Annotated in this window: 21 protein-coding genes and 2 tRNA genes; 16 read left to right on the top strand and 7 right to left on the bottom strand. The window is 65.7% G+C overall.

What is annotated here, in order from left to right:
* Positions 1–179: 179 nt before the first annotated feature.
* From BLR95_RS15565 to BLR95_RS12750, 9 genes are all read left to right on the top strand, one after another.
* Positions 180–434, top strand: a complete 255-nt coding sequence (locus tag BLR95_RS15565) for a helix-turn-helix transcriptional regulator (protein ID WP_143131002.1) — start codon at positions 180–182, stop codon at positions 432–434.
* Positions 427–2,796, top strand: a complete 2,370-nt coding sequence (locus BLR95_RS12780) for a primase-helicase family protein (protein ID WP_143131001.1) — start codon at positions 427–429, stop codon at positions 2,794–2,796. Before BLR95_RS15565 ends, BLR95_RS12780 begins: the two co-directional genes overlap by 8 nt.
* Before the next feature lie 392 nt (positions 2,797–3,188).
* Complete coding sequence (locus tag BLR95_RS12775; protein ID WP_143131000.1) at positions 3,189–3,617, top strand: hypothetical protein; 429 nt, start codon at positions 3,189–3,191, stop codon at positions 3,615–3,617.
* On the top strand, positions 3,614–5,080 hold the full coding sequence (locus BLR95_RS12770) for a hypothetical protein (RefSeq protein ID WP_245689515.1): 1,467 nt from the start codon (positions 3,614–3,616) through the stop codon (positions 5,078–5,080). The genes BLR95_RS12775 and BLR95_RS12770 overlap by 4 nt, the downstream gene beginning before the upstream one ends.
* 382 nt (positions 5,081–5,462) lie before the next feature.
* Positions 5,463–6,140: a hypothetical protein gene (locus BLR95_RS12765; RefSeq protein ID WP_092620792.1), complete on the top strand. Its 678-nt coding sequence runs from the start codon at positions 5,463–5,465 to the stop codon at positions 6,138–6,140.
* The gene (locus tag BLR95_RS15825) at positions 6,140–6,301 is read left to right on the top strand and encodes a hypothetical protein (protein ID WP_176787847.1); all 162 of its coding nucleotides are present in this window, start codon (positions 6,140–6,142) and stop codon (positions 6,299–6,301) included. The genes BLR95_RS12765 and BLR95_RS15825 overlap by 1 nt, the downstream gene beginning before the upstream one ends.
* On the top strand, positions 6,294–6,902 hold the full coding sequence (locus BLR95_RS15560) for an HK97 family phage prohead protease (RefSeq protein ID WP_143130999.1): 609 nt from the start codon (positions 6,294–6,296) through the stop codon (positions 6,900–6,902). Before BLR95_RS15825 ends, BLR95_RS15560 begins: the two co-directional genes overlap by 8 nt.
* 109 nt (positions 6,903–7,011) lie before the next feature.
* A complete protein-coding gene (locus BLR95_RS12755) occupies positions 7,012–7,614 on the top strand; it encodes a hypothetical protein (protein WP_092620788.1) in 603 nt (200 codons plus the stop codon).
* 28 nt (positions 7,615–7,642) lie between these two features.
* Positions 7,643–7,924 (top strand): hypothetical protein, encoded by a 282-nt coding sequence (locus BLR95_RS12750; protein ID WP_092620786.1) that lies wholly within the window; start codon positions 7,643–7,645, stop codon positions 7,922–7,924.
* Between the two features lie 379 nt (positions 7,925–8,303).
* Here the strand turns inward: BLR95_RS12750 and BLR95_RS15555 are convergent, their stop codons facing one another.
* From BLR95_RS15555 to BLR95_RS12740, 3 genes are all read right to left on the bottom strand, one after another.
* Positions 8,304–9,137, bottom strand: coding sequence for a GIY-YIG nuclease family protein (locus BLR95_RS15555; RefSeq protein WP_143130998.1), 834 nt, complete (start codon positions 9,135–9,137; stop codon positions 8,304–8,306).
* A 625-nt stretch (positions 9,138–9,762) separates the two neighbouring features.
* A tRNA-Asn gene (locus tag BLR95_RS12745) sits at positions 9,763–9,837 on the bottom strand.
* Positions 9,838–9,911: 74 nt separating this feature from the next.
* A tRNA-Cys gene (locus tag BLR95_RS12740) sits at positions 9,912–9,985 on the bottom strand.
* Between the two features lie 269 nt (positions 9,986–10,254).
* Here BLR95_RS12740 and BLR95_RS12735 point away from each other — a divergent pair.
* Positions 10,255–10,905, top strand: a complete 651-nt coding sequence (locus tag BLR95_RS12735) for a protein-L-isoaspartate O-methyltransferase family protein (RefSeq protein ID WP_092620784.1) — start codon at positions 10,255–10,257, stop codon at positions 10,903–10,905.
* A gap of 210 nt (positions 10,906–11,115) precedes the next feature.
* A complete protein-coding gene (locus BLR95_RS12730; RefSeq protein WP_092620782.1) occupies positions 11,116–12,546 on the top strand; it encodes a TolC family outer membrane protein in 1,431 nt (476 codons plus the stop codon).
* A gap of 141 nt (positions 12,547–12,687) precedes the next feature.
* Here BLR95_RS12730 and BLR95_RS12725 read toward each other — a convergent pair whose 3' ends face one another.
* Both BLR95_RS12725 and BLR95_RS12720 read right to left on the bottom strand, forming a co-directional pair.
* Positions 12,688–13,125, bottom strand: coding sequence for a pentapeptide repeat-containing protein (locus BLR95_RS12725; RefSeq protein WP_092620780.1), 438 nt, complete (start codon positions 13,123–13,125; stop codon positions 12,688–12,690).
* Entirely contained in the window at positions 13,126–13,809 is a 684-nt protein-coding gene (locus BLR95_RS12720; protein ID WP_092620778.1) for a hypothetical protein, read from the bottom strand.
* A gap of 196 nt (positions 13,810–14,005) precedes the next feature.
* Here BLR95_RS12720 and BLR95_RS12715 point away from each other — a divergent pair, with 196 nt between their 5' ends.
* Positions 14,006–14,959, top strand: a complete 954-nt coding sequence (locus BLR95_RS12715) for a hypothetical protein (RefSeq protein WP_092620776.1) — start codon at positions 14,006–14,008, stop codon at positions 14,957–14,959.
* A gap of 9 nt (positions 14,960–14,968) precedes the next feature.
* Here the strand turns inward: BLR95_RS12715 and BLR95_RS12710 are convergent, their stop codons facing one another.
* Together BLR95_RS12710 and serB are read right to left on the bottom strand one after the other, a co-directional pair.
* Positions 14,969–15,268, bottom strand: a complete 300-nt coding sequence (locus BLR95_RS12710; RefSeq protein ID WP_092620774.1) for a hypothetical protein — start codon at positions 15,266–15,268, stop codon at positions 14,969–14,971.
* A 55-nt stretch (positions 15,269–15,323) separates the two neighbouring features.
* On the bottom strand, positions 15,324–16,211 hold the full coding sequence (serB, locus tag BLR95_RS12705) for a phosphoserine phosphatase SerB (protein WP_092620772.1): 888 nt from the start codon (positions 16,209–16,211) through the stop codon (positions 15,324–15,326).
* Between the two features lie 106 nt (positions 16,212–16,317).
* Here serB and miaA point away from each other — a divergent pair, with 106 nt between their 5' ends.
* From miaA to ilvC, 4 genes are all read left to right on the top strand, one after another.
* Positions 16,318–17,271 (top strand): tRNA (adenosine(37)-N6)-dimethylallyltransferase MiaA, encoded by a 954-nt coding sequence (gene miaA, locus BLR95_RS12700; protein ID WP_092620770.1) that lies wholly within the window; start codon positions 16,318–16,320, stop codon positions 17,269–17,271.
* Between the two features lie 169 nt (positions 17,272–17,440).
* Positions 17,441–19,204 (top strand): acetolactate synthase 3 large subunit, encoded by a 1,764-nt coding sequence (locus BLR95_RS12695; RefSeq protein WP_092620768.1) that lies wholly within the window; start codon positions 17,441–17,443, stop codon positions 19,202–19,204.
* Between the two features lie 61 nt (positions 19,205–19,265).
* Positions 19,266–19,775 (top strand): acetolactate synthase small subunit, encoded by a 510-nt coding sequence (ilvN, locus tag BLR95_RS12690; protein ID WP_092620766.1) that lies wholly within the window; start codon positions 19,266–19,268, stop codon positions 19,773–19,775.
* A 43-nt stretch (positions 19,776–19,818) separates the two neighbouring features.
* Positions 19,819–20,838: a ketol-acid reductoisomerase gene (gene ilvC / locus BLR95_RS12685; protein ID WP_092620764.1), complete on the top strand. Its 1,020-nt coding sequence runs from the start codon at positions 19,819–19,821 to the stop codon at positions 20,836–20,838.
* Positions 20,839–21,238: the final 400 nt, after the last annotated feature.

Raw genomic sequence — 21,238 nt, 5'->3', positions numbered from 1 at the left:
CAAAACCCGACCTAATCGAATGTCGCTCGACAGCCTCGTGACGGGGGCACGCGCGCTCTGGGCCTGATACGCCACCGCGACCGATCGCCCGCTGGGTCGCTGAAAACGGAGCCGCCTGACGCAACCTTTGCGCCGGGCGGCTTTTTGTTTGCCGTCTTGGCGCGTGCCAGGAGGCAAAAATGGCCGGCAACACTTCCAGGAAAAACAAGCTTCGCAGCCCTGTCCCGGTTCCGGGCGGCTCGCCATTTGCGACCGACCGCGATCTCGCGGAAAGGTATTCTGTTGATCGAATGACAATTTGGGGCTGGGCAAAAGATGGACTGATCCCCGCGCCCTTGAAGCTGGGCCGGCAGACGACGCGCTGGCGGTGGGACGATATCATCGCCCATGAAGAGCGCCTGGCCTCTGAACAACTGGAGGCGGCCAATGTCTAACGCCGAAATGAAAACCGGCCCCGTGGGGAGCGGGGCCGGTCACACGAAGACAGGATGGGACGACACTCGGGAACGGGACGATTCTCCCTCGAACGGCGAAAAAAGAAAAGTGATTTCTTCGCTGTCCGACCTGCCAGAAGTGCGCAATTACTTGACCCGCATTGGCGCGGAGCCCCGTGGTCTGCGGAGTGCCGTCGTCAAGGAAGGGGTGGGCAAGTACTGGCGGGACATTGCCGTCATCAAGTTCGACCGTGACGGAACGGTGAACTGCAATGTCGCAGAGAACATGCCGACTGACCTTGAGCAGCAGCTGATCAAGCAAGAGTTCCAGGCAGCTGACTGGCCCGAGGTCCAACCACTTCACGAGATCAAGAATCCACCCAAGATGATCAAGGAGGCGGACCGGAAGGACGTCTTCGAGTTCCGCAATGCGGAAGGCATGATCGTCATGGTCCAGGTTCGCCGGGAGACTGACGACGGCGGAAAAGCCTACATCCCTTGGACCTACTGGGATGATGGCCAGTGGAGGATGTGCGAACCGGAAGGGCCGCTTCCACTATACAATGCTGACCGCTTGAAAGGAGAGGCGGTGGTCTTCATCCATGAAGGAGCCAAGGCTGCCCGGAACTGCCAACGGCTGGTCGATGCGCGGACCTTCCAGGACAAGGACGAGTTGGCAGCCCACCCGTGGGGCGATCAGCTGAAGCACTCCGTTCACGTCGGCTGGATCGGCGGTGCCCTAAGTCCGTATCGGACAGACTGGGATGTGCTGAAGAAGGCCGGCATCAAGCGGGCCTACATTGTCGCGGATAATGACGAGCCGGGGCTTCTGGCCGTGCCGAAGATCGCCCAGCACTTGCGGATGCCGACGTTCCAGATTCGGTTCGATGACACATTCCCGGTGGCCTTCGATCTGGCCGACCCGTTCCCCGAACGGATGTTACGGGAGCGCAAGGGCTGCCGGGTTTATGTGGGGCCGTCCTTCCAGGATTGCCTTGCCCCGGCGACGTGGGCAACGGACCTGATCCCGAACCCACGCGGCAAACCATCCCCGGTTCTGCGGCCCGAGTTTGCTGAACAGTGGGGTGTCGTCGTGACGCCCCCGGTGTTCGTCAACACGCACCTCAACGGCAGGGTGCTGTCAAAGGCCGAGTTTGATCGGGCCGTCCGGCCCTTTTCGCACGTGAAGGAGACGTCGGCCCTGATTGAGACGCGTGCTGAGCGACAGTTCGACGCGATAGACTACCGGCCTGATTATGAAAAGAACCAGTCATTCAATGGCGAATATGGGCGGACGTTGAACGTGTTCAAGCCCAGCCCATACTACAATCGCTACAATAAGAACCCCAAGCCTCCAACCGAAGCCCAGCTTCGGCCCTGGACGGACTTCCTGGAACATCTGATACCCGATGCCGGCGACCGGAAGGAGGTCGAACGGTGGTGCGCCACACTGATCGCCCGGCCGGAAGTGCGGATGACCTATTCGCTCCTTCTGGTGTCAGAGGCCCAAGGGGTGGGCAAGACCACGCTGGCGGAAAAGGTGCTGCGCCCTTTGGTGGGCGAGTGGAACGCTTCAATCCCCTCCGCCGAACAAGTCGTAGACAGCAGCTTCAATGGTTGGTCTGCAAATAAACGGCTTGTGATTGTCAATGAGCTGTACGCAGGTAACACCAGTAAGGCGTACAACGCCCTCAAGACTGTGGTTGATGGTGAGAAGATTACAGTAAACCAGAAGTATATGGTGCCTCATGTTGTGAATAACTGGTGCCACTTCGCCGCATCCAGCAACTCTTTCCGCTGTCTCCGGCTTGTCGAGGAAGACCGCCGGTGGTTGGTCCCTACTGTGACGGAAGCGACGAAGCCGCAACAGTACTGGCGGGACCTCAATGAATGGCTCGGTGGTGAGGGTCTACAGACCATCTATGACTGGGCCTTAACGTGCGGCAACTATGTACAGAAAGGCCAACATGCGCCTACTACTGAGCAAAAGCGGCGTATCATTGCGGAATCAATGACGCCGGGCCAGCAGATGGTCTGCGATTTGGCCGAAGCGATGGTCGATAAGGCCAAAGAGCAAAAGAATGTTGTGCTGCTGGCCAGCGACATAGAGCAATGGGTCCGGCGGAAGCGCGATGAGCCCCGGATCGAAGGGATCAACACACTTCTGAAGACGATGCGGGGTGTCGAAGGGGTGTGGGTCTGCGACTACGATTCACGGCCCAAAGTGGGGTCGTCCAAGAAAAGTGTCGTCACCAACTTCGACCTGACTGACTCCGCGTGGTGGGCTGAAAAGAGCCTCAGTTGGGGCCGTCTGAAGCCTTTCAAGCAGAGGCCGGAGGACTTGGTGGTGGACGATATGTGAATGGGCCAGGGACGGGGATAGGGGTCTGCGGGTCTGCTTTGGGGTCTGTTTTCCTCTTCTCTCCCCTTTTTTCCTTTCTTCTGTCTGTCTGTATTAGAGAGAGAGAGAGAAGAGAAAAAAAGAGAGAGAAGGAGGAAACAGGGGGTCGAAGCAGACCCGCAGACCCCTCCCCGTCCCCTTGAGGTTCGCCGCGACAAACACCCGTCGCCCCGATGGGTACAGTTCCCGCCCGGCCCTTCTGGCGGCAAAAGGAGGGCACCGCGCGAAAGTCCCGGATGGTCAAAAGCCCTGCATTTGTCCAATAACAGGGTTTTCCTTTTCTTCTCAACATGCCAAGCGTAGAATAGGGGTGAAGTAGGCCCAAAGTATGCCCAAGATAGGAGGGCTCATCAATGAAGCAGAAGTGGCAGCCAGGACCCTATTCCCGCCGCTTGAAGGCAGGAAACATTGATGGCCGGACGCGCGAGGGAAAGTTGCTGCGCGACACCCTCTTGGAGTTGGCGGAGCCTCTCGGGGGGCTCGAAAAGGTCGGCCCGGCGGAACGTTTGATCCTGGACCGCGCCGCCGAGAAGGTTGTGCGCTGCCGATGGCTGTACGACCGAATGATGGCGGAAGGCGAACTCCCGCACGAAACCGAGCGCCGCTACGTTTGGTTCGCCAACAGCTTGGCCCGTGACCTACAAGCCCTGGGGCTTCTCGGCAGCCAGAAAAGGGGCAAGTCGGCCAGGAACCGCGCCACCACCCCCGACCATGCCCCGGTCCCTGATCCCCTTGAATACGCCAAGCAACTCGCCAGTGCGCAACCGGAGCCCGCCGAATGAACATCCTCCAAGGCCTGGACGATCCGGCCATTTTCGCACCCCATTTCCAGCGGGGCGACTGGTCCGCGTGGCGTGCGTTCCTTGCCGCCCTGTTCGCACTCCCCATGACCGACGAACAGCGGGCCATCTTCGAGGAATGCACAGCCCGCACCACACCCCCGGCGACCCCGGCGAGTGAAGCATGGCTGATTTGCGGACGGCGGGCAGGCAAGTCGTTTGTGCTGGCAACGATTGGCGTTTTCTTGGCGTCATTCCGGGACTACCGCCCCCACCTCCAACCGGGCGAACGCGCCACGGTGATGATCTTGGCCGCCGACAAGCGGCAGGCGCGCGTCATCAAGCGGTATTGCGAAGGACTCCTTACCGAAATCCCCATGCTCGCCCAGACGATTGACAGCATCAGTGGCGAGGAAATTCAGCTCAACAGCCGAGTGAGCATCGAGATTCACGCCGCGTCGTTTCGGTCAACGCGCGGTTACACGATGGCCGCTGTTCTGGCGGACGAAGTGGCCTTCTGGCGGTCTGACGAAAGCGCCAACCCGGACAAGGAAATCCTCAATGCCCTGCGCCCAGGCATGGCGAGCATCCCCGGTGCCCTGCTGTTGTGCGCGTCCAGCCCATACGCACGGCGGGGCGCGTTGTGGGATGAGTACCGCCGATCCTATGGCAAGGAGTCCGAAGTCCTTGTGTGGCAAGCCCCCACCCGCCGAATGAACCCCACCGTCCCGCAAAGCCTGATCGACCGCGCCCTGGAAGAAGACCCGGCTGCCGCTGGCGCCGAATACATGGCGCAATTCAGGACCGACGTTGAGGCTTACCTTGCGCGCGAGGTGGTCGAGGGTCTGGTGTCTCCCGGTGTCCACGAACTCCCGCCTGTTGAGGGGGTCCGTTACTTCGGCTTTGTTGACCCGTCCGGCGGATCGAAAGACGCGATGACCCTTGCAGTCTCGCACCTGGAAGGCGAAACCCGAGTGCTGGACGCGGTGCGGGAAGTCAAGCCGCCCTTCTCCCCTGAGAGCGTGGTTGCGGACTTCGCCGCCCTATTGAAGACCTACCGCATTTCAACGGTTGTCGGCGACCGCTATGCAGGCGAATGGCCCCGCGAACAATTCCGAAAGCTGGGCATCGAGTATCGGACGGCTGATCGCCCCCGGTCTGACCTGTACAGGGACTTGCTTCCCCTCGCCAATAGTGGCCGGCTGGCCCTGCTGGACAACCCGCGCCTCGTCACACAACTTGTCTCCCTGGAACGCCGCACCAGCCGGGCGGGCAAGGACTCAATCGACCACCCGCCCAACGGCCACGACGACTTGGCGAACGCTGCCGCTGGCGCCTTGATACTCGCCACGCCCAGAGAACGCCGCACTGTTCAACTCGCCATCGGCGGGGAGCGGGCGGGCCGTCTCGGGGCGAGCATGGGGCCGATTTCCCAAGACCTTGGCGCGCCCCCCGCAAGCCTCTAGGGGCGCCTTCTCCCGGCCCAGCACCGGGGGGGCGCCCGGTCCCGATTGTCGCTCGCCCTCGACCACGGCACGGCCGCCCGCAACAAACACCCGTCGAGCCCGCCCGGCGACAATGGCCCCGAGGTTCAGGGCCATAATTGCAGGCAAACCCCAGCATTCCCCCACATACAGGCGCCCCCAAGGGGTGGGGACCCTCCTACGCGCCCGCCTACGTTTGCCGGCGTGGGCGCCCTTCCGCGTCCGCCCTTGGCCCCTGGGCCAGTCAAGGCGAGAATAAAGAAAACGCTTTTACTTAATTTCCCACGATCACAATTTATCACTTTCGCCACGACACAAAACAAGGTTAAATAGTCAGAGTGCAAACGTATGGAGACCATGAGTTATGGCGAAGAAAGAGGACGAGATCAGCCTGCCCGATGCCCAGCGGCGCGTTGATGAATTGAGCATTGCCGCGTCCAACTGTGCGCGGGAAATCACCGATGTTGAGCGCCGCCTTGCGGCTGCCCGCGATGACATTGCCGCGAACAGGGCAGGCGCCGCTGATATTATTGCGCATCTTACCCCGCGCCTCGCACAACTCCGGCATGAACAGTCCAGTCTTGAAACGCGCCTTGTTGATGCCGTCCAGGTCCGCAACGCTGCTCGCGCGAAACATGACGAGGCCGAGCGCCAACGCCGCGCCAGTGAGGACGCCCCGCGCTTGCGCGAACAGGCCAAGGAACTGCGCGAGGCCATCGCCGATCTTGACGCAGCCGGCGCCGCGTTCGCCGCCGCTGTCTCTCGCATTGATGATCTTGCCCGCGCCATTCACCGCACCGGCGGACGGGACGCTGCCCGCGCCGTGGAACAGCTGCGCGCCCCGGAACGGCTGGCCGCTGGTATCGCGTGGCTCGCACTGCCGACTGGCACCCGGCTGGCTGATCGGGCCGGGATGCCAAGGCCGCACCCCTCTCGCCGTGTTCCGGTTCCCGAATTGTTCATGCCACTGGCCGATGGCGTCGAGGCCCTGGCCGCTCGGCTGGAAGCGGACGCCACCGCCACGAAGGAGGCGGCCGAGTGATGACCCCCCGCCCGCGCCCCACCGACGACGAACCGGACGACCTGTCCGCCCTGCTGGCAGACGATGACGAAGGGCGCGATTTGCGGACCATTGCCGCCGACGCCCGCGACGTGCTGCCGGACGTGTTCGCCATCCTGGACGGGAGGACAGGCCTTGACTGACGCCATGAGCAAACTGAACCCAGCCCCAGCCCGCCCCCGGCGACACTTTTTGCGGGATATTCAACTCGACGAACTGTCCCTCGTTGATGAACCCGCCAACCCCGGCGCGGTCGTTACACTTTTCAAACGACATGACCCCGACGCCATCGAACCGGCGCCATTGGCGAAGGCCCTCGAAGCCATCCCGACGCCAGCCCCGGCGACGAGCACCATGAAAGGATCGCCCCCCATGTCTCACTCTGAAAAATTGCTCAAAGCTGCCCATGCCGGCCTGCATCAGTATGGAAACAAAAGCGACTGGAAGGGCGCCCTTCACGAACTGGCCCAGTCCAAGGCCCGCAAAGGCGAAACAGTCGAAGCTGCCGTTAGCCGCCTGCTGGCCGACCGCGACACGGACATGATGGCCTTGATCCGGGCAGAACGAGCGGCGGAACCTGCCGCCCCGGTTGCGAAGGTGGCCGCAAACCCGCCGCCGTCTGCTTTGGACAATCTGGCGAAGGCGCGCGCTGCGGAGACCGGCGAGGATTTTTTCACCGCCTTCTCCAAGGTCGCGGACACGCCAGAAGGCCGCCGCCTGTGGGCAGAGTCCCGCCGCGCCTGACCCTGAAACGCTGCCCTTCGTCGCGGTGGTCGCGGGGCAGTCTGTGGGGACCGGCATCGCTCCGTCACACCGGCCCGCCGGTCCCCACCCCCAAACAACGAGGTCCCGCATGTCAATCTCTCCCGACGAAATCGCCCGGTACGTCGCCCTTGCCCAGCACAACCCCAGCGCGTTGACGTCCGCCGGATGGACGCGGGTCTTGTGGTCTGCTGCCGAACTGGCCGCCGAACCGGGCGAGTCCATCCCCGCCGCCTTGCAGCGGATCGCCAGCACGACCGCGACAGGCCGCGTTCTTTGGGCCGCGTCTCGCAGTCACGCGCTGGCGTCCGCCGCTGGCCGTCCGCGCCTGCGCGTTCCCTATGACGTGATCGAAGTGTATTGGCGCCTTCTGGCCGATGCCTTCGCAATCGAGGGCACCACCCTGGACGATGCCATTGAGAGCAAAGCCCCTCCGCCCCGCATTTCATGTTTGAAACGGGCGATCCGGGCACGCTATCCCACGGTTGTCCAGCCTGCCTTGATTGCGAAAAGGCTTATCCGGTTCTATGAGGCGAGCGACCTTCTGCTTGATCCGGCTTTGCCAGACAGTGAGGTCGCGGCGCGTATCAGTGAGCGCACCCGCGCCGAAATGACGGCCACCGACGTTGGCGCATGGCGCCGCGCCGCAAAGAAGGACGGAAAAATCATGTGCCCCGACGATCTCGCCGCATAGCGGCACCCCAACAGAAAGGACACTCGGAATGGAACACTCGGAACGCACCACCAAAAAGCAACTCGCCGCCAGCGTGCGCGAGGCCGTCGCGCTGGCCGAACGGGACCCGCACGCCCGCCCATACGAGGTGTGGGACGCAGCCCTCTGGGACTTGGCCCGACTCGATCAACTTCCGAAGGAGCCCCTGGCGATGGCCCGGTGGCGCGTAGGCGAGACCAACCGCCGGGGGCGCGTGTTGAAGGCCGCAATGGCCGCGTGTGAAAGGGCGAACAGCACCGCGCCCCAGCCCGCCCCGGCGATGGCCGGGTGATCGAGCCCAAAGGAAGACCCGCCCTCGGATCAATGCCGGGGGCGGGTTAACTTATTCAACATGCTTACACACCGGCCCCTCGGGTGCGCCGTAATACTCAGGTCGGCAATCCACTGCCTTCGACCCACAGGCCGAACATCCGAACCGTTGCAGGTCATATGATCCTTTTTCCTTTGGTCCACTTGGCAATGGTCTCTTCAGAAAGCCCAGCCTTCCGCCAAGCGTCAATGCTATACTGACTAATAGCATCGTCATCGCCGAGCAGCTCTTCATGGATCCAAGCGTCAACCTTGTTTCCATTCTCGTCTATCGAGTAGCATTCTTCAGACATCATCAACTCCCAATAGTGACCGGGTGGAATCCCTGTCATCGCAACCCTTCAGTTCGCGTTCAGCCCGTGTGCCCGGCTGCCAAGCTTTGCCTTCCAGGCCGCTTCCCTCCGCAGAACATCCTCCGATGACATATCGGGCGACGCGACCTCAAGAATTGAAACCGCATAGTTGACCCGCTTGCGGTTTTTGAGCAGCTTGTTCCCGCCGTGCCCGTCTGTCGCGTAGGACGCCCACCGCCCCATAAAACCCCGTTCGCCGGTCGCTGAACCAACGTAGAGGTTTCCTGTTTCTGGACAGACCAACAAGTAGACCCCTTGAACATTGCTCAATGCTGCCTGCCAAGTCCGGGGCATCAAGGTCACATCTTCGATGGACGATTGGAACGCCGCGAAGCCTGGGAACTCCGCTTCTTCTGCGTCCGCCCGAAGTTCAATGATAGGCTTGGGGCGCCTCTCAGCCCATTGATGCCATGCCTTCACACCAGGCCCCCAGTCTATTAAAACTCTTTCGATTAAATCATCAAACACACTCAAAACCTCTAAATCATAGGCATAGTGATTCGGCTCTGGTTTCAACAGACAATTAGCATCCCAAAGCACTGGTTTCCTCTCGCCATCTCCGACTATCCAGGTATCAAGAATTTTATGGGCTCCAACGAATATGGCGGCCCCGTTACTTATAGGCAGAAATTGAAATGCGTATACAACCTTGGGACCATAAGGGGTCCAATGGTCTCCACGATGATACGATGTAAAGCATTCAAAAGAACTGCGGCTCTGCCTCCACTCTGCAACGGCGGTCTTGTCGTGCCGGAGCATTTTTGAACCCTTTAACGGATAGCCTCGACGTGTGATGATATCATTGAAAGAGAAATCCTGCATGGTCGCCCCCTGTGCCCTCCATTACGGACACAGAATATCACTGCTGGCTCAAGGCTGCCATGACCTGGGTAGAGTGATGTGACCGATTCTGTCACCCCTTGGCTAAGGGAGCGGACCCGGCCGCAGAATGGCACGTAAAGCCCCTCCCGTGGTCCCCGGCGAGCGTCCCCCGCCCCCGCACCCGACCCTACCGGCGCCCGCTTCATGGTGTGCCCTTGGCCACGGGGTGGCGACTCTGAGGGATGGGCGGTGGTCCGTTGGGGACAGGCTGGGGGATGGGCCGAAGGATGGCCCAGTGCCGTCCCCGGAACGCCCACAGCCGCCCGATTCGCCTTCCCGACGAATGGCCTATCGGCCATTTAGGCGGGCGCCCAGACAGTCGCCCCACCGGCGCCCGATCCCTGAGCCCTGGCAGCGCACTATCGGCCATTTAGGCGGGTTCGGAAACGGGCCTTGGGGACCGTTTTAGGCGGGCGCGGGGATGGGCCATGAGGGAGCGGCCCCCGTCCGTCGGCCCCGCAAAAGGCCAGGGCGCCCCATCGTTTTGCCGTAGGCTGGGGTTTAGGCGGGTGCCGTTCCCCGCCGCCCGTATTTTTGAGGAAAATCAAGGGCCTAAAGCCCGAGATGGCTCCGGCGGTAGGATTCGAACCTACAACCCTGCGGTTAACAGCCGCATGCTCTACCGTTGAGCTACGCCGGATCAGCCGCGCTCTCTTTACTCCGTCGCCAGACACCGGATCGGCAACACCGGATCGGGCGCCGAAAGGGCTGGCATGGAGGCCGGGACCGGAATCGAACCGATGTACGCGGATTTGCAGTCCGCTGCATGACCACTCTGCCACCCGGCCGGTCCGGTATTGCCTGTCCGGTCCGTGGGTGGGCGGGATGTCCCCTGCCCTCCCCGGCCGCGACGGGCGCCCCCGCGACGGAGGGCCGGTTTATAGCCAGCCCCAGGCGGCCGGTCAAGGAAAAGTGCGGGCCCTTACAAGAGGTCGATCAAAAGGTCGATCCCGACGCCTTGATCGACCGCCCCACCGCCCCCTATAACCATATCCTGATATATATTTCCGGCCTGCCGACCCGGCCCCTCACCCCCCCCTCAAAAGGGCCCGACGCCATGGACCTCAGCACCGCCCGCCAGAACATGATCACCCATCAGGTCAACGCCAACCGGGTGACCGATCCGTTGATCCTGACGGCCCTGGCCGACATCCCGCGCGAACGCTTCCTGCCCCGCTCGCTGTGGGGCGTGGCCTATGCCGACGAGGACCTGCCGGTCGCCCCCGGCCGCGCGCTGATGGAGCCCCGGGTGTTCGCCCGCCTGCTCCAGGCGGCGGAGGTCGAGGCCGACGAGGCCGCCCTGGTGGTCGGCTGCGCCACCGGCTATGCGGCGGCGGTGCTGGCCCGGCTGGCCTCGGCGGTGGTCGCCCTCGAGGTCGACCCTGCCCTGGCCGCCAAGGCCACCGAGGCCCTGACCGACCTGGGTGTGCTCAACGCCACCGTGGTCACCGGGCCGCTGGCCGAGGGCTACCCCGACCAGGCCCCCTATGACGTGATCTTCGTCGACGGGATGGTACCCAAGGTGCCGACTGCCCTGCTCGACCAGTTGGCCGATGGCGGCCGGCTGGTGGCGGTGGAAGGCACGGCGCCCATCGGACGTGGCGTGATCTACACCCACGAGGGCCAAGGCGTCGGCCGGTTCGCCGCGTTCGACGCGGTGGTTGGCCGTCTGCCCGGCTTTGATCCCCAGCCGCGCTTCCGGTTTTAATTCCCGCCCCCATATTCATCCCGGGCGCGATCTGGCCGAGACGCAACACCCGGCCGAATTCGCCCCCGTCACAGGCCCCGTCGACCACAATCCCCTTGCGCCGATTCGGCAAACCTGGAAGATGACCCCCAACGTGCCGTCAATGGCGCCGGCCGGCCCTCGCCGGCCATGGTGCCCGGCAGCCCCATCCAATCAGACTACGGAAAGTCCATGCCCCCAGTCGCCAAGACCCCGTCGCCGCGCCGCCGCCTGCTTGCCCGGACCCTGCCGGTGCTGCTCGGGCTGGCCGTCGCCGCGCCCCAGCCGGCCCTTGCCGAAACCCTGGAGGAGGCGCTGATCGCCGCCTATCAGGGCAACCCGGCCCTGGAAGCCAGCCGCGCCGAGCTGCGCGCGGTGGACGAGAACGTGCCCCAGGCCCTGGCCGGCTGGCGGCCCGACGTCACCCTCTCCGGCGGCCTGTCGCGCACCTGGCGGACCAGCAACCAGTCGGCCAAGTACACCGACAACTACACCGGCCGCACCCTGTCGGCCGAGGTCACCCAGAACCTGTTCGACGGCTTCCAGACCACCTACGGCGTGGAAGAGGCCGAGTTCACGGTGATGGCCCAGCGCTACCGGCTGCTGTCGGTCGAGCAGGACGTGCTGCTGGAGGCCGTGCAGGCCTATCTGGACGTGGTCCGCGACATCGCCGTGGTCGAGCTGAACACCAACAACGAGCAGGTGCTGCGCCGCCAGTTGGAGGCCACCCAGGACCGCTTCCGGGTCGGCGAAATCACCCGCACCGACGTTTCGCAGGCCGAGGCCCGGCTGGCCGGCGCCATTGCCGACCGCATCCAGGCCGAGGGCAACCTGCAGTCGTCGCGCGCCACCTACCAGCGGGTTATCGGCCACCCCCCGGAAAGCCTGGAGGCGACGCGGCCGGTCAACGGCCTGCCCAAGGACCTTGAGGCAGCCATCGAACTGGCCCTGACCGGGGCCCCGGCGGTGCGCGCCGCCGACTACACCGCCCGCGCCGCCGAGGCCAACATCGAGCAGACCAAGGGTCAGTTGCTGCCCAGCCTGGACGTTTCGGCCAGCGTCAGCCGCGGCCTGCACACCACGGCACCCGATTCGATGAGCGAGGACGCCCAGATCGCCGCCACCCTGACCGTGCCCCTGTACCAGGGCGGCGGGGTCTACTCGCAGCTTCGCCAGGCCAAGCACACCGCCGGCCAGCGCCGCATCCAGGTGGAGGAAGCCCGGCAGTCGGCCCGCGAGACGGTGGCCACGGCGTGGGACAACCTGTCCACCGCGCAGGCCCGCATCAAGTCGATCCGGGCCCAGATCGAGGCCGCCGAGATCGCCCTGGAAGGGGTGCAGCGCGAGGCCCAGGTGGGCTCGCGCACGGTGCTCGACGTGCTCGACGCCGAGCAGGAGTTGCTCAACGCCCGGGTCGATCTGGTCGAGGCGCAGCGCGACGAGGCGCTGACCAGCTTCCAGTTGCTCAGCGCCATCGGCCGCATGACCGCCGCCGGCCTGGGTCTGGGCACCGGCCTCTACGACCCCGGCCAGCACTACGACGAGGTGCGCGACCAGTGGTTCGGCGGCAACGTGGAAGCCGACAAGGACTCCCGCTGGATGCCGCAGAACGGCGACAAGTAGGACCGGCGAACCCCGCCCCCCCTACGCTGCCGACACGCCACAAGGGCCCCTCACGATGGTGAGGGGCCCTTTTTCATTGATGGGAATGCAAGGCTTCAGGTTGGCCGATCCCGCGACCCCGGGACCCCGACCCCGCCCCGCTCACTCCTCGGCGAGGGGCTGAAGCTCTTCCGGCAATCCCTTGGCGCCTTTCAGTGACTTGGCCTGGCGCAGTTGCTCGACGGTGACCTTGGCGTTGGTGAGATTGGCACGCGTGAGGTCGGCGCCTTTCAGGTAGGCGCTGGTCAGATCGGCGCTGGTCAGATCGGCGCTGGTCAGATCGGCGTTGGTCAGATCGGCGTTGGTCAGGATGGCGTCGGTCAGGTTGGCGCGAGTAAGCTCAGCGCCTCTTAGGGTGGCATCCCTAAGGAGGCTCCATGTCAGATCAGCATGGAAAAGGTCGACCTGTGAAAGGTCGGCACCCAAAAGAATGGCATGCGAGAGGTTTGCATCGGAAAGTACGCACCAATCCAGTTTCGCAAAACCCAACAATGAGCCGAACAGATTAATGTCCGGAATCTCCGCGTCCCGGAAATTCACTCATCTCAGATCACGGTGATACCCCTGGGGACACGGGATGGCTCCGCACGTCTTGACGGCCGCCAGCATGTCCTCTGGCGCCGGTCCGAGAGTGTCGTCGCGATCCGCGAACCTGGTGCGCCCGGTCCGCACGAAGGCGCACAGGACATCCAACACCATGCGCCTGTCGGCCTCGGAGTCCGTTTCCTGGCCCACCGCGCCCAGGGCGGCGATGCCGCCCAGGCGGATCGCCATCTTCTCGTCGCCCAGTTGTTTGACGGCTTCGGAGAACCGCCGGCTGAGGTGGTCGCGGCGGGTCAGGCGCAGCTCTTCGGTGCGCTTGTTCAGGGCTTCCACGTTGGCCTGGGCGGTACGCTGCATGGCGTCGGCGCGCTTGGCCAGCAGGTACAGGGTGAGCGCCCCGCCCAAGCCGAGAACCAGTGTCTGGAGCAGTTGGAAGGCGGCACTGGGACCGCCCCCGCAGGCGCCACCGGCGCAGGCGGCGATCTCCACCCCCACGCGACCAAGCAGAACCAGCAGGATTACAAGCAGAGCCAGCAGGATTAACAGAACCACCGGGCCGAACAGCAGCAGGGCCAGACTGGGGGCGATGAAGGCCACCGCCAGCAGGCGCGGGGCGGGAAAGCCCAGGCGCCGCGCCGCGCGCCCCGCCCGGCGGCGGGCCAGTCGCCACTGGGTGGTCACCCCTGCGCCTTTCCTGCCCGTCATCGTCGTCCCCGCCTCCCTCCAGGCTCCCACCACCATACCCCCCGCCTGGACGCCGTCCAACCGGTAAGCGTGCAGGCCCCCCCGAGCGCGCATTGGGTGGCGATGCCTTGGCCGGGCGGCGCGGGGGTGCTACACATCGCCGCCCCGTTTTCCTCGCCACCGGATGACCGCCATGCCCCTCGAAGAGCCGTCGTTGAGCGATGTCGCCCTGGTCTGTGCCGCCGATGGCGGCTATTTCGGCCTGCTCTCGGGGCTGGTGCGCTCCCTCAAGGCCGATCCCACGGCCCGCCGCATGGCCCTGTCGGTGCTCGACCTGGGGCTCGACCCCGAGCACGTCGGGTGGCTGGAAGGACAAGGGGCGACGGTGCGGGCCCCCGACTGGGACCTGGATTTCCCGGGCCGTGACGGCTTCCCGCGCTGGTTCCGCGCCATGACGGCGCGCCCCTTCCTGCCCCGCCATTTTCCCGGCCACGCGGTCTATCTGTGGATCGACAGCGACGCCTGGGTGCAGGACGGCACGGTGCTGGCCCACTACGTGGCCGCCGCCCGCCAGGGCAAGCTGGCCATCGTGCCGGAGCTGGACCGGGCCTATTTCAACCACTACCGGCGGCCCAAGCTGCTTGGCTGGGACCAGAACCACAAGGCGGTGGCCTTCGCCTACGGGCTGGCGGCGGCCAACCGGCTGGGGCGCTATCCGATCCTCAATTCCGGCGTCTTCGCCCTGGCCGCCGAAGCACCCCACTGGGCGCTGTGGGCCGAGGCCCTGGAGCGGGCCCTGAACCGGCGCCGCCTGTCCCGCCTGTCCACCGACCGGCTGATGGTCAAGATCATCGAGCAGACGGCGCTCAACAGCATCGTCTTCGCCGACTGGAAGGCGCCGGTGAAGCGGGCCCCGGCCACCTTCCTGCCGGCCTGGGCCAACTGGCTGTGCGGCAAGGCCACCCCGATGTTCAACCCGGCCAGCGGCCACCTGGTCGAGCCGCACGCTCCGCACCGGCCGCTGGGGGTGGTCCATCTGGCCGGGGCCGGGGTGCAGAAGCGCACCTTCCGCCTGTCCACGCCGGACGGCGGCACGGTCGAGACCATGCTCACCTTCGACGCGGTCGAAGCGGTGAAGGCGGGCTGAAAAAGAGGATCAGGGCTTGGTGTGGCGGGCCCGGCGATAGGCGTAGACGTGCACCTCGCCGGCGTCGAAGCTGTCCTTGCGGCCCTTGCAGCCGCGCGTCTCGACGAAGTAGTTGACCACCTGCTGGGCCTGCAACTCGCTGGCCGCCGTGCGGACCAGCCCCACGTCGCCCTTCTTGAAGTTGTGCTCGCCGTTCAGGGTGGCCTTGGGATCCTTGGCGATGCCCACGTACCAGTCGCCGAACTTGCCGCCGTACCTGGCGACAAAGGCTTCAACTTCGTCGATAATGTCGTTCTTGGATCTTGCCATAACCGGGTCAGTATGCCCGCCCCGGGCACCCCAGGCAACCGCCACGGGTGGGAGGTCAGGCGAAGGCGTCCTTGCGGTAGCCTTGCAGGTAGAGCAGGGCGGTCAGGTCGCCGTGGTCGATGCGCGCCCGCGCCGTCTCGGCGACCACCGGGCGGGCCCGGAAGGCCACCCCCAGGCCGGCCGCCCTCAGCATGTCCAGGTCGTTGGCGCCATCGCCCACGGCCAGGGTGCGGGCCATCGGCAGGCGCAACTCGCCGGCCGCAGTCATCAGCGCCTTCAGCTTCGAGTGCCGGTCGAGGATGGGTTCCGCCACCCGGCCGGTCAGTTGGCCGTTCTCGATCTCCAGCCGGTTGGCCTGATGGCCGTCAAAGCCCAGACGCGCCGCCACCGCCCCGGTGAACTGGGTGAAGCCGCCGGAAACCAGCAGGCAGTGGGCGCCGTTGGCCTTCATGGTGGCGATCAGGGTGGCCCCGCCGGGGGTGATTTCGACCTCGGTCAGGGTCTCGGCGATGGCGCTTTCGGGGAGCCCGGCCAGACGGGCGATGCGCGCCCGCAGGGCCTCGGCGAAGTCCAGCTCGCCGGCCATGGCGCGGGCGGTGACGGCGGCGATCTCGTCCTTCAGGCCGACCCGGGCGGCCAGATCGTCGAGCGTCTCCGAGGTCACCATGGTGCTGTCCATGTCGGCCACCAGCAGGGCCTTGCGCCGCCCCTCGACCGGCTGGCAAACCACATCCACCGGCGCCCCGGCCAGGGCCTTGGCGGCCACCGACTGGGCCATGTCGGGTTCGGTCTCGAACAGCGGCAGGTCGCAGGCCTCGCCCTCGGCCAGCCAGTCGGGCGAGCCGACCTGGACCGAGGTTGCCTTGAGGGCCCGGCGCGCCTGGTCCACCATGGCCGGGTCGAGGCCGCCCGGGGCGGCGATCAGGGTGAGCATGCTGTCCATGGCGGGGTCCGCGGAGGGAGGGAAGGGAAATGCCGACGGCAAGGGGGCTTTTAGCGGCATGACCGGGCGGCAACAAGCCCCCCGCGATGACAGGGACGCGGACGGTATGCCGGACAGGGCCGGGCCGCTGGTGGTGATCGCCGGACCGACGGCCAGCGGCAAGTCGGCGCTGGCCCTTGATCTGGCCGAGGCACTGGCCGGCACGGTGATCAACGGCGACAGCATGCAGATCTACGCCGGCCTGGGCGAGATCACCGCCGCCCCCGGCCCGGCCGAGACGGCCCGCCTGCCGCACCGCCTGTACGGGGTGCGCGACCCGGCCCTGGGCGGCTCGGTGGCGTGGTGGCTGGACGCCGCCGCCGAGGCGGTGGCCGAGGCCCGCGCCGCCGGCCGCCTGCCCATCGTGGTCGGCGGCACCGGGCTTTACCTGAAGGCGCTGATCGAGGGGCTGGCCGACCTGCCCGAGGTGCCCGAGGCGGCGCGCCAGGCCGCCCGCGCCGATCTCGAGGCCCTCGGCGCGGCCGGCCTGCACGCCCGTCTGGCCGAGGTGGACGGACCCACCGCCGGCCGTCTGGCGCCCAATGATCGCCAACGCATCGTGCGCGCCTGGGAGGTGTGGCGAGCCACCGGCCGCCCCCTGAGCCACTGGCAGGCCGAGGCGATACCGCGCCGGCGGATCGCCGGGCCGGTTTTCCTGATCGCCCTCAGGCCGCCGCGCGAGGCCGTGCACCGGGCCGCCGAGGTGCGCCTTCGGGCGATGTTCGACGGCGCCGCCCCGGCCGAGGTGGCGGCGCTGATGGCCCGCGGCCTGCCTCCCGACACGCCGGCCCTGAAAGCCATCGGCGTGGTCGAGATCGCCGCCTGGCAGCGCGGCGAGATGTCCCGCGAGGCTGCCCTGGCCGCCGCCCAGCAGGCCACCCGGCGCTATGTGAAACGGCAGATGACCTGGCTTGCCACCCAGATGCGGCCAAACATGGTCGTGCCCGCGCAATATTCGGAAAGTCTGCTGCCCGATATGTTGCGGAAAGTTCGTGCCTTTTTGTTGACCGCCGGGGATTGAGGGAGTAGGTTCCCGGCTCGCTCGCCGCCGCCGGTTCGGCGGCGGGTTGGCGTTCGGGCATACGGTCGCGTGTCGCCCCACCCCGCCCAAGCCGGGGTGAGCGGGCAGGCTGCCCATTCCCCGGACCGCCCAGCCAAAACAAAACGTCCATGACAAGGTGAGAGAAGCAATGTCCGCCGAGACCATGCCGGGTGCGAAAATGGTCCTCAAGGCCTTGAGCGAGCAGGGGGTGGATGTCATCTTCGGCTACCCTGGCGGGGCGGTATTGCCGATCTACGACGAGTTGTTCCAGCAGAACCAGATTCGTCACGTCCTGGTCCGCCACGAGCAGGCGGCGGTCCATGCCGCCGAGGGCTATGCCCGCTCCACCGGCAAGGTGGGCTGCGTGCTGGTCACCTCCGGCCCCGGCTCGACCAACGCCGTGACCGGGCTGACCGACGCCCTGATGGACAGCATCCCGGTGGTCTGTCTGACCGGCCAGGTGGCCACCCACCTGATCGGCAACGACGCCTTCCAGGAGGCCGACACCACCGGCATCACCCGGCCCTGCACCAAGCACAACTATCTGGTCAAGCGGCTGGACGACCTGTCGCGGGTCATCCACGAGGCCTTCTACGTGGCGCGCAGCGGCCGCCCCGGGCCGGTGGTGGTCGACCTGCCCAAGGACATCCTGCTCGGCAAGGGCACCTACGTGCCGATGAACCGGGTCGGCAAGCACCGCACCTATCAGCCGCAGATGAAGGGCGACCTGAAGGCCATCGAGACCGCCGTCGCCCACATGGCGGCGGCGCGGCGACCGCTGTTCTATGTCGGCGGCGGGGTGATCAACTCGGGCCCGGCGGCCTGCCAGCTCTTGACCCAGTTCGTGCGCACCACCGGCTTTCCGCTGACCTCCACCCTGATGGGCCTGGGCGCCTATCCGGGCAGCGATCCGCAGTCGCTGGGCATGGTCGGCATGCATGGCACCTACGAGGCCAACCTCGCCATGCACGACTGCGACGTGATGATCTGCATCGGGGCCCGCTTCGACGACCGGGTGACCGGCCGTCTGGACGCCTTCTCGCCCGGCTCGACCAAGATCCACGTCGACATCGACCCCAGCTCGATCAACAAGAACGTGGCCGTCGACGTGCCCATCATCGGCGACGTGGCCCACGTGCTGGAAGACATGATGAAGGTCTGGAAAGCCACCCAGGCCCGCCCCGAGAAGGCGGCCATGGAAAGCTGGTGGAAGCAGATCGCCACCTGGCGCAAGCGCGACTGCCTCGCCTACAAGACGACCGACAAGATCATCAAGCCGCAGTTCGCCATCCAGCGCCTGTACGAGGCGACCCGCGACCGCGAGACCTACATCACCACCGAGGTCGGTCAGCACCAGATGTGGGCCGCCCAGTTCTACACCTTCGAGCACCCCAACCGCTGGATGACCTCCGGCGGCCTGGGCACCATGGGCTACGGCTATCCGGCCGCGATGGGCGTGCAGATGGCCCATCCCGAGGCCCTGGTGGTGGACATCGCCGGCGAGGCCAGCTTCATGATGAACATGCAGGAGATCGCCACCTGCGTGCAGTACAAGCTGCCGGTGAAGGCGTTCATCCTGAACAACGAGTACATGGGCATGGTCCGCCAGTGGCAGGAGCTGCTGCACGGCGGGCGCTACTCGGAGAGCCATTCCACCGCCCTGCCGGACTTCGTCAAGCTGGCCGACTCCTTCGGGGCCCACGGCATCATGGTCGATGACCCGGCCAAGCTGGACGAGGCGATCGCCGAGATGATCGCCATCGACAAGCCGGTGCTGATGGATGTCCGGGTCGATCCGGCGGAAAACTGCTTCCCCATGATCCCCTCCGGCCGGGCCCACAACGAGATGCTGCTCGGCCCCGAGGATGCCGGCGACGACGCCATCTCCGACGACGGCCGCATGCTGGTCTGATCGTCCGCTTCCCCCGCTTTCCTCCGCCCCGCAGACCTTCCGGAGACATCGTTCCGTGTCGATGCCAAGCGAGACCATCGAAACCCATACCCTGTCGGTGCTGGTCGACAACGAGTCCGGGGTACTAGCCCGGGTGGTCGGCCTGTTCTCCGGGCGCGGCTACAACATCGAAAGCCTGACCGTGGCCGAGGTGGACACCCGCAGCCGGCTGTCGCGCATCACCCTGGTCACCTCGGGCACGCCGATGATCATCGAGCAGATCAAGGCCCAGCTCGGGCGTCTGGTGCCGGTGCACACGGTGCGCGACCTGACCGTGGAAGGCCCCATGGTGAGCCGCGAGCTGGCCCTGATCAAGGTCGCCGGGACCGGCGAGCGGCGGGTTGAAAGCCTGCGCATCGCCGACATCTTCCGCGCCCGGGTGGTCGATTCCACCAACGACAGCTTCGTCTTCGAGATCGTCGGCAAGACCGGCAAGGTGGAGGCCTTCATCAAGCTGATGGAGCCGCTTGGTCTGGTCGACATCTCGCGCACCGGCGTGGCCGCCATCGCCCGTGGGTCCGAGGGTCTCTGAGCCCCCGTCTTTCAGCCTCATTTTCAACGGAAAGAGAACAGTCATGCGCGTCTATTATGATCGGGATGCCGATGTCAGCCTCATCAAGGGCAAGAAGGTGGCCATCGTCGGCTACGGCAGCCAGGGCCACGCCCACGCCCTGAACCTGCGCGATTCCGGGGTGGCCGAGGTGGCCGTGGCGCTGCGCGCCGGCTCCGCCACCCGGGCCAAGGCGGAAGGCGAGAACCTGAAGTGCCTGACCCCGACCGAGGCCGCCGCCTGGGCCGACGTCATCATGATGCTGACCCCGGACGAGCTGCAGGCCGACATCTACAAGGACGAGCTGCACGCCAACATGAAGGAAGGCGCCGCCCTGGTCTTCGCCCACGGGCTCAACGTTCACTTCAACCTGATCGAGCCCCGCGCCGATCTCGACGTCTTCATGGTCGCCCCCAAGGGCCCCGGCCACACCGTGCGCAGCGAGTACGTGCGCGGCGGCGGCGTGCCCTGTCTGGTGGCGGTGGCCCAGAACGCCAGCGGCAACGCCATGGAGCTGGCCCTGTCCTACGCCTCGGCCATCGGTGGCGGGCGCTCGGGCATCATCGAGACCAGCTTCCGCGAGGAGTGCGAGACCGACCTGTTCGGCGAGCAGGCGGTGCTCTGCGGCGGCCTGACCCACCTCATCGCGGCCGGCTTCGAGACCCTGGTCGAGGCCGGCTACGCGCCCGAGATGGCCTATTTCGAGTGCCTGCACGAGGTCAAGCTGATCGTCGATCTGATGTACGAGGGCGGCATGGCCAACATGCGCTACTCGATCTCCAACACCGCCGAGTACGGCGACTACGTGACCGGCCCGCGCATGGTCACCCCGGAGACCAAGGCCGAGATGAAGCGCGTGCTGGACGACATCCAGAGCGGCCGCTTCGTGCGCGACTGGATGAGCGAGTGCAAGGCCGGCCAGCCCTCCTTCAAGGCCACCCGCCGCCGCTGGGCCGAGCACGACATCGAGGCCGTGGGCGAGCGCCTGCGCGGCATGATGCCGTGGATCAAGGCCAACGCCCTGGTCGACAAGTCGAAGAACTGACGCGCCGGGGCCCTGGTTGCCCCATCCGCCTCGGCACTCCTTGCCTCAGCCGGAGCCCCCGCTCCGGCTGAGCGCGTTTTGGGGACAGACCATCCCCCTTCTCGACACCGGATTGGGGCGCCCCCGCAGCGGACCAACCATCGCCCCCCCCGGGACCGCCGGCAAGCAACTTAAGGGCTGCCACGGATGGACAAACGGCGCTAAACAGATCATGCGAAATGTGGATCGTGGAACGCTTCACATTTCGCATGATCTGCTCTCGATTCAACGATTTAGAGCACGGCCTCGCGTTTATCCGGGGTCACTTTGTGACCCCGGATAAACGCGACATTCTCTAGGCTGCCTCTCCTTACGGCCATTGCCCTGACCCAACTCTCCCCGGCCCTGCCTCAGCCCGCCC

The organism is Roseospirillum parvum (assembly GCF_900100455.1).
Taxonomy (GTDB): Bacteria; Pseudomonadota; Alphaproteobacteria; order Rhodospirillales; family Rhodospirillaceae; genus Roseospirillum; species Roseospirillum parvum.
The sequence above is the reverse complement of the archived record's forward strand: the minus strand, read 5'-3'. Positions and strand labels throughout refer to the sequence as shown.

What these genes read in the sequence shown, in the direction of transcription:
- BLR95_RS12695 (WP_092620768.1), top strand. Translation starts at nt 17,441, where the DNA reads ATGTCCGCCGAGACCATGCCGGGTGCGAAAATGGTCCTCAAGGCCTTG.
- BLR95_RS12735 (WP_092620784.1), top strand. Translation starts at nt 10,255, where the DNA reads ATGGACCTCAGCACCGCCCGCCAGAACATGATCACCCATCAGGTCAAC.
- BLR95_RS12715 (WP_092620776.1), top strand. Translation starts at nt 14,006, where the DNA reads ATGCCCCTCGAAGAGCCGTCGTTGAGCGATGTCGCCCTGGTCTGTGCC.
- BLR95_RS12755 (WP_092620788.1), top strand. Translation starts at nt 7,012, where the DNA reads ATGTCAATCTCTCCCGACGAAATCGCCCGGTACGTCGCCCTTGCCCAG.
- BLR95_RS12775 (WP_143131000.1), top strand. Translation starts at nt 3,189, where the DNA reads ATGAAGCAGAAGTGGCAGCCAGGACCCTATTCCCGCCGCTTGAAGGCA.
- BLR95_RS12730 (WP_092620782.1), top strand. Translation starts at nt 11,116, where the DNA reads ATGCCCCCAGTCGCCAAGACCCCGTCGCCGCGCCGCCGCCTGCTTGCC.
- BLR95_RS12750 (WP_092620786.1), top strand. Translation starts at nt 7,643, where the DNA reads ATGGAACACTCGGAACGCACCACCAAAAAGCAACTCGCCGCCAGCGTG.
- BLR95_RS12710 (WP_092620774.1), bottom strand. Translation starts at nt 15,268, where the DNA reads ATGGCAAGATCCAAGAACGACATTATCGACGAAGTTGAAGCCTTTGTC.
- BLR95_RS15825 (WP_176787847.1), top strand. Translation starts at nt 6,140, where the DNA reads ATGACCCCCCGCCCGCGCCCCACCGACGACGAACCGGACGACCTGTCC.
- ilvN (WP_092620766.1), top strand. Translation starts at nt 19,266, where the DNA reads ATGCCAAGCGAGACCATCGAAACCCATACCCTGTCGGTGCTGGTCGAC.
- BLR95_RS12780 (WP_143131001.1), top strand. Translation starts at nt 427, where the DNA reads ATGTCTAACGCCGAAATGAAAACCGGCCCCGTGGGGAGCGGGGCCGGT.
- BLR95_RS12765 (WP_092620792.1), top strand. Translation starts at nt 5,463, where the DNA reads ATGGCGAAGAAAGAGGACGAGATCAGCCTGCCCGATGCCCAGCGGCGC.
- BLR95_RS15565 (WP_143131002.1), top strand. Translation starts at nt 180, where the DNA reads ATGGCCGGCAACACTTCCAGGAAAAACAAGCTTCGCAGCCCTGTCCCG.
- serB (WP_092620772.1), bottom strand. Translation starts at nt 16,211, where the DNA reads ATGGACAGCATGCTCACCCTGATCGCCGCCCCGGGCGGCCTCGACCCG.
- BLR95_RS12770 (WP_245689515.1), top strand. Translation starts at nt 3,614, where the DNA reads ATGAACATCCTCCAAGGCCTGGACGATCCGGCCATTTTCGCACCCCAT.
- ilvC (WP_092620764.1), top strand. Translation starts at nt 19,819, where the DNA reads ATGCGCGTCTATTATGATCGGGATGCCGATGTCAGCCTCATCAAGGGC.
- miaA (WP_092620770.1), top strand. Translation starts at nt 16,318, where the DNA reads ATGCCGGACAGGGCCGGGCCGCTGGTGGTGATCGCCGGACCGACGGCC.
- BLR95_RS15555 (WP_143130998.1), bottom strand. Translation starts at nt 9,137, where the DNA reads ATGCAGGATTTCTCTTTCAATGATATCATCACACGTCGAGGCTATCCG.